At 68.7% G+C, this 5,845-nt stretch carries 6 protein-coding genes; 3 read left to right on the top strand and 3 right to left on the bottom strand.

Annotated features, from left to right (window positions below; all coding sequences use genetic code 11):
• Together WBA11_RS02850 and WBA11_RS02845 are read left to right on the top strand one after the other, a co-directional pair.
• A partial coding sequence (locus tag WBA11_RS02850; RefSeq protein WP_424519214.1) for a putative PEP-binding protein occupies positions 1–1,113 on the top strand: 1,113 nt, incomplete at its 5' end.
• Positions 1,110–1,523, top strand: a complete 414-nt coding sequence (locus WBA11_RS02845) for a hypothetical protein (protein WP_424519213.1) — start codon at positions 1,110–1,112, stop codon at positions 1,521–1,523. The genes WBA11_RS02850 and WBA11_RS02845, both read left to right, overlap by 4 nt.
• Here the strand turns inward: WBA11_RS02845 and WBA11_RS02840 are convergent.
• Positions 1,481–2,359 carry a fructosamine kinase family protein gene (locus WBA11_RS02840; RefSeq protein ID WP_424519212.1) on the bottom strand — a complete coding sequence of 293 codons (879 nt, stop codon included), beginning with the start codon at positions 2,357–2,359 and terminating at the stop codon, positions 1,481–1,483. The two genes, WBA11_RS02845 and WBA11_RS02840, sit on opposite strands and share 43 nt — an antisense overlap.
• 100 nt (positions 2,360–2,459) lie before the next feature.
• Between WBA11_RS02840 and WBA11_RS02835 the strand changes: the two genes are divergently transcribed.
• Positions 2,460–4,403, top strand: a complete 1,944-nt coding sequence (locus tag WBA11_RS02835) for a sensor histidine kinase (protein ID WP_424519211.1) — start codon at positions 2,460–2,462, stop codon at positions 4,401–4,403.
• On the opposite strand, the gene WBA11_RS02830 is transcribed toward WBA11_RS02835, so the two are convergent.
• Positions 4,400–5,032, bottom strand: a complete 633-nt coding sequence (locus WBA11_RS02830) for a hypothetical protein (protein ID WP_424519210.1) — start codon at positions 5,030–5,032, stop codon at positions 4,400–4,402. The two genes, WBA11_RS02835 and WBA11_RS02830, sit on opposite strands and share 4 nt — an antisense overlap.
• Positions 5,033–5,308: 276 nt before the next feature.
• On the bottom strand, positions 5,309–5,812 hold the full coding sequence (locus WBA11_RS02825; RefSeq protein ID WP_424519209.1) for a low molecular weight protein-tyrosine-phosphatase: 504 nt from the start codon (positions 5,810–5,812) through the stop codon (positions 5,309–5,311).
• Positions 5,813–5,845: the final 33 nt, after the last annotated feature.

The following is a 5,845-nucleotide window of genomic DNA, read 5'->3' as shown; positions in this document are numbered from 1 at the left end:
CTCATGGGCTGGGCCGATGACGTGCGCCGCCTGGGCGTGCGCGCCAATGCGGACACGCCAGAAGACGCGAAAACGGCCCGCGACTTTGGCGCCAGAGGCATCGGGCTGTGCCGGACCGAGCACATGTTCTTCGGCGACGACCGCCTCGAGGCCGTCCGCGAGATGATCCTGGCCGACGGCGCCGGCGAGCGCGAGGCGGCCCTGCGCAAGCTCCTGCCCTTCCAGCGGGCCGACTTCGACGCGCTCTTCCGAGCCATGGACGGGCTCCCCGTGACCGTCCGCCTGCTGGACCCACCGCTCCACGAGTTCCTGCCCGACTTGGTCGAGCTGACCGGCCGGATCGCCGAGGTCAAAGTCGCCCTGCAACGGGCCGAGACGTTGTCCGACATGGACCGGCTCCTCGACGAGTCCGACGTCGCGCGGGCCTTGCTCCGCCAGGTCGAGCGGTTGCACGAGCAGAATCCGATGCTGGGCTTCCGTGGGTGTCGCCTGGGCATGCTGTACCCCGAGATCACCCGGATGCAGGCGCGCGCCGTCTTCGAGGCCGCCGCCGAGTGTCAGCGCGACGGCGTCGAGGTCCGACCCGAGGTCATGGTCCCATTGGTCTCCACAGCGGCCGAGCTCCGAGACCAGGAGGCCCTGGTCCGCTCCGTCGCCACCGAGGTCTTCGGCGAGCGCGACCTCGAGGTCGGCTACCTCGTCGGGACCATGCTAGAGCTTCCCCGAGCGTGCCTGACGGCCGAGTCCATCGCTCAACACGCCGAGTTCGTGTCGTTCGGAACGAACGACCTGACCCAGACCACGTTCGGCCTCAGCCGCGACGACGCCGGCCGCTTCCTGTCGGCTTACGTCGAGCGCGGCGTCCTCCCCGCCGACCCGTTCCAGACCCTCGACATCGAGGGCGTCGGTGAGTTGGTCAAGATGGGGACCGAGCGCGGCCGGGCCGGCCGGCCCGGGCTCAAAGTCGGCGTCTGTGGCGAGCACGGAGGTGACCCGGCCTCGATCGCGTTCTTCCACCGAGCCGGCCTCGACTACGTGAGCTGCTCCCCGTTCCGAGTCCCCGTCGCCCGGCTCGCCGCTGCTCACGCCGCCCTCGAGGACGAGACGCCGTGAGCGACCCGTCCCGAAGACGCGGCGTAGGTCGCCGTCGCGTCTGGCTCGCCGCCGCCGTCGCCTGGACGTTCGCCGGCACAGTCGCTCTCATGCTCCCCGGCGACGCCGTCCCCCACGGACTGGTCAGCAGTCTCGATGACGCCGCCCACGCGATCCTGTTCGCCACCGGAGTGTTGCTGTGGGCGTTCGCCCTTCCGCGGTGGACGTGGACCGTCGGGCTGGTAGCCGTCGCTCTCGCGGTCGGCAGCGAGTGGGCGCAGGCGAACCTGGCGGAAGACCGGGGGGCTCAGTGGTCGGACGTGGGCTCGAACGTGATCGGGATCGCGGTCGCCTTGGCCATCGCGGTGCCGGCGAACGCCGCGTGGCGTTACGCGAACCGTCGAAGGATGACCTCGACCGGGCGCCGATAGCCGGGACCGTGGGTCAAGTGGTTGGTCAGGTGGAACAGGTTGTAGACCTCCCGCCGCTCGGCGTACCCGGCCTCGAGGGGCCAGGCCTCGCGGTAGCCGCCGTAGAACGCGGCTGGGAAGCCGCCGAACAACTCGGTCATCGCGAGGTCCACTTCCCGGTGCCCGACGTAGACGGCCGGGTCGATGAGGGCGAAGCCGTCCTCGAGGGCGAGCGCGTTGCCGGCCCACAGATCGCCGTGGACGAGCGATCGCGGCGGGCGCGCCGGAAGGAGATCATCGAGGCGGCCGACAACGCGGTCGAGCATCTCGTCCCACGCCGGGTCCCACGCTCTGCGACGACGCACCACCTCGGCCTGCGCCCGGAGCCGGCGCTCCCCGAAAAATTCTGGCCACGACTCGAGCCACCCGTTGCGCTGCGGCTTGCTCCCAACCCAGTTGTCGGCGTCCCACCCGTAGCCGCCCCCGTCAGCGTCGGCGCGGTGCAGCTCGGCGAGCGCCGCCCCGAACCGGCTCCAGTCCGACCTCGAGGGCGTGCCTCCTTCGAGCCACGGGAGCACCAAGAGACCGTCCTCGAAGTCGGTCGCAGCGCGGTGGAGGACCGGGACGGGCACGTCGAGGCCGGGACCCGCGGCACGCGACAGGGCCTCGAGGCCGGCGGCCTCGGCGGGGTACGTCTTCCCCGCGTCCCCCCTCCCCCATTTGACAAACACCGTCCTCGAGGATGTCCCGACCCGTGCCGCGCGCGACACGTCGCCTCCCCCGACGCCTCGCGCCGACCGGACCGGACCGACGGCGTCCTCGAGGACGGAACGAACGAACGGAGGCAACAGCGACATCTGGAGAGCGACGACAAAGGACGGAGCGGGAGACCGTCCTGAATAATGGCAGGTTGGGGTTAAGGCTAGGCCCCATTCTATCGATATATATGATCCCCGAATGGTCCACTGCAGCCTCCTGATCCGACTCGTCTTGAGTGGCTGCTTTCTGGCCGCTCTCGCGCCGTTGGCGTCGGGTCAGGTCCTCCTCAACCCAGAGAGACCGCTGGCGGATTTCGGTGAGCGGTGGAGCGTCCTCGAGAGCGAGCCTCGCTCTGTCGCGGACGCCCTGGGCCGCCCGGCGGCACGGGCGCCGCTGTTCATACTGGGCGAGCCTCTATCCGAACCAGTGTGGGCACGCCTCGACGTCACGTCAACATCGGGCGAAGACGTAACGTGGATCGTGCCCTTGGAGGTAGACGAGGCGACGGTGTACGTCGTGGAGCAGGGACGTGTCCTCGACACCTTGCGGACTGGGTTGGCTGTTCCGCTCCGAGATCGCCAGATCCAAACGGCGTACCCGCCCGCGATAAAGTTCGACCTGCCCGCAGGATCCGACCGGACGCTCGTCATGGAGCTCCGGCACGACCCGATGCAATACGCCAGCGGTGGTGTCGCAGGACCGGTCCCGGAGCCGACCTATCGCGCCGAGCAGCGAGATCGGAACGTGACGCTCGGCGCGATGGTCGGGCTTCTGCTCGGGCTGGCACTGTACAACCTGTTCTTGTTCACGTCCTTCCGTGACCGGAGCTACCTCTACTACGTCCTCTTTCTGCTGGGCTCCGCCCTGTACTGGGCGACGTCGGGTGGCTTCGTCCTCGAGTACCTTTTGCCACCGACCTCCCGGGGGTACCTCGAACTGAACTTCTTCGGGCTCGCCCTCGCGGCAACGGCCTACGCCCTGTTCGCGCGCTCTTTCCTGAAGACGTCGGAGCACGCGCCCGTCCTCGATCGGGTCCTGGCGGCGGTAGCCGGGCTCTGGGTCCTGGCTGCGCTCGCAGGACTCGCCTCCACGCTCGGCGCCCCCTGGTGGCTGTCCGTCCAGGTTTTCGCAGCGCTGCTATCGCTGGTCATGCTGTGCACGACGGTGGCAGCAGGCGTGCGCGCCCACCGGAAGGGGTACCTCCCTGCCCGCCCGTACCTGATCGCTTCCGCGTCACTCGTCGCCTCGGGCTTCCTGTACATCGTCGTGTGGCTCGGATGGGTCGAGGTAGAGTGGAATCCAACGGTCTTGTTGCAGCTCGGGATGGCCGTCGAGGCCCTCCTGTTCGCGACCGCGTTGTCTCAGCGGATCCGGCTTCTGGACAGCCAGCGGAGCAAGGCCGTCGCAGCCCGCGAGCTCGCCGAGGCGACGAACGAGGCCTTGCTCGAGACCGACGCCCTGCGGACGGACCTGCTCGGCTTCGCCGCTCACGACCTCCGAAGCCCGCTCACGGGCATCGTGGGCTACGCCGAGCTGATCGCGTACGAGGCCTCACCGGACTCGGAGCTGGCTGAGTTCGCCGAGGTCATCCGCAAAGAGGCGGACCGAATGCTCGTGTTGATCGACGACTTGCTGGTCACCTCCGCCCTCGACGGTCGCGCCATCGAGCTCGACCAGGAACCGACCGACCTCAGCAAGATGCTCCGCGAGGTCGTGGCGTCGTATCAGCCCCGCGCCGAGGCCAAGGGGCAGACGCTCACCCTCGAGGCCGAACCGGAGACCATGGCCTCCCTTGACCGGGCGCGGTTCCGCGACGTGCTGGACAACGTGGTCTCGAACGCCGTCAAGTACACGCCCAACGGCGGAACCGTCCACGTGTCGCTCGAGGGCGGGGACGTGCTCGAGATTCGCGTCTGCGACTCGGGTCCGGGCCTGACGGCCGAGGACCAGACCAAGCTGTTCGGCCGGTTCCAGCGCTTGTCGGCCCAACCGACGGGCGGGGAGTCCTCAACGGGGCTCGGGCTGTCCATCGCTCGGGACCTCATCTTGCTCCACGGCGGCTCCATCGAGGTCGACAGCGAGCCCGGCGACGGCGCCACGTTCGTGGTGACGCTGCCCGCGCTCGCCCCTGCCGAGGCCTAGCCGCGAGAGCGCTCGCGCAGGAGCATCATCAGCAACGAGACCAGCACGAGCTCTTCGTCATGGGTCTCGAGGTCGGTGAGCCGCTGGAGCTCGAACTTGCCTTCCCAGAGCGCCGGCTTTTTTGCAAGCCGCATGACGGGGTCGCCCTCCTGCTCGGCCGTCGTCGGGTCGTCGGCCTTGACGGTGTAGCTCGGGTTAAAGAAGTAGCCCGCGAACGCTCCGACGATGGGGATCTCCTGGAAGAACGAGTCCAGGACTTTCGTCCAGGCGCTGTCCTCCTGCACGCGGAAGACGGACTGGCCCTGGGCGTTGAACACGTCGTAGCGCGCCTTCCAGATCGAGCGGCGCCCCCTCCGCGCCAGCTTCCCGACCTCTCGTCCGGTGCCGTCCTTGATCTGGTAGGCCGCGTTGAAGTCGATGACGCGGTCGGCCGCGATCGTGTAGAGCGCCGTCTGCTTGGCCTCGCTACGGTACACCGTGACGGCCTCCTTCAGCTTGAAGGCCTTCTGGTGGACGTAGAGGATCGACGCGCCCGTCGCGTCGGTGACGCGGATCTGGGGGGCGACGGCGAGGATCTTGAACGAGAGCGAGAGCGGGTACTGCATCGAGGGCGGGGAGTCGGTCCCCAACCCTACGACGGAAACGGCGCTCGCGGCTCGTCCTCGAGGACGTCTCTCTGTGCAAGGCGCGACTTCGAGGACGAGCCGCGCCGATCGCTCGGACGTGCGCGGCCAGGCGCTTGGCCTTGAAGGTGAACGTGACAGGGAGCGGCATACACCGTCGTGTGGGTGAGCCCCACGCTACCCGTCTCGACCTCGAGGTCGGTCAACCGAGCGACCCCTCTTTGGCGGCGAGGCGGGTTCGTTCTAGCAGAACGCTGTCCCCTCGAGGTCGGAACGAGCGCCCTAGGCGTCCTCGAGGTCCCAGCCATAGACCACTGCCAGACGCTCCAAGATGGCGTCGGTCGTACGGTCTGCGATGGCATACACGGTCTCGAAGCCGGCAGCGCCTCCGTAGTACGGGTCGGGCACCTGGTAGTCGCCGGGCTCTGGGTCGAACTCGCGGAACAGGCGGACGCGCGTGCCGTGGTCGCCGTCGGGATCGAGGGCGAGCGTGTCGTGCAGGTTCGACTTGTCCATCACGAACACGTGGTCGAACGCATGGAGGTCGTGCCGTTCGAGTTGCCGGGCCTTGAGCCGCGACAGGTCCGTGCCGTGCGTCGCGGCGGTCGCGGTCATACGGGCGTCGGCAGGCGCCCCGACGTGCCATCCGCCCGTTCCGGCGGAGTCGACCACGACCTCGCCCTCGAGGCCGGCGGCGTTGACCTTGTCCTGAAACAGGCCCTCGGCGAGCGGGCTGCGGCAGATGTTGCCCAAGCAGACGAACAGGACGTGGACGGGCTCGGACATAACTGGGGAGAGGGCACGCCCCCAAGATCTACC

Source organism: Rubrivirga sp., from assembly GCF_049648075.1.
Taxonomy (GTDB): Bacteria; Bacteroidota; Rhodothermia; order Rhodothermales; family Rubricoccaceae; genus Rubrivirga.
The sequence above is the reverse complement of the archived record's forward strand: the minus strand, read 5'-3'. Positions and strand labels throughout refer to the sequence as shown.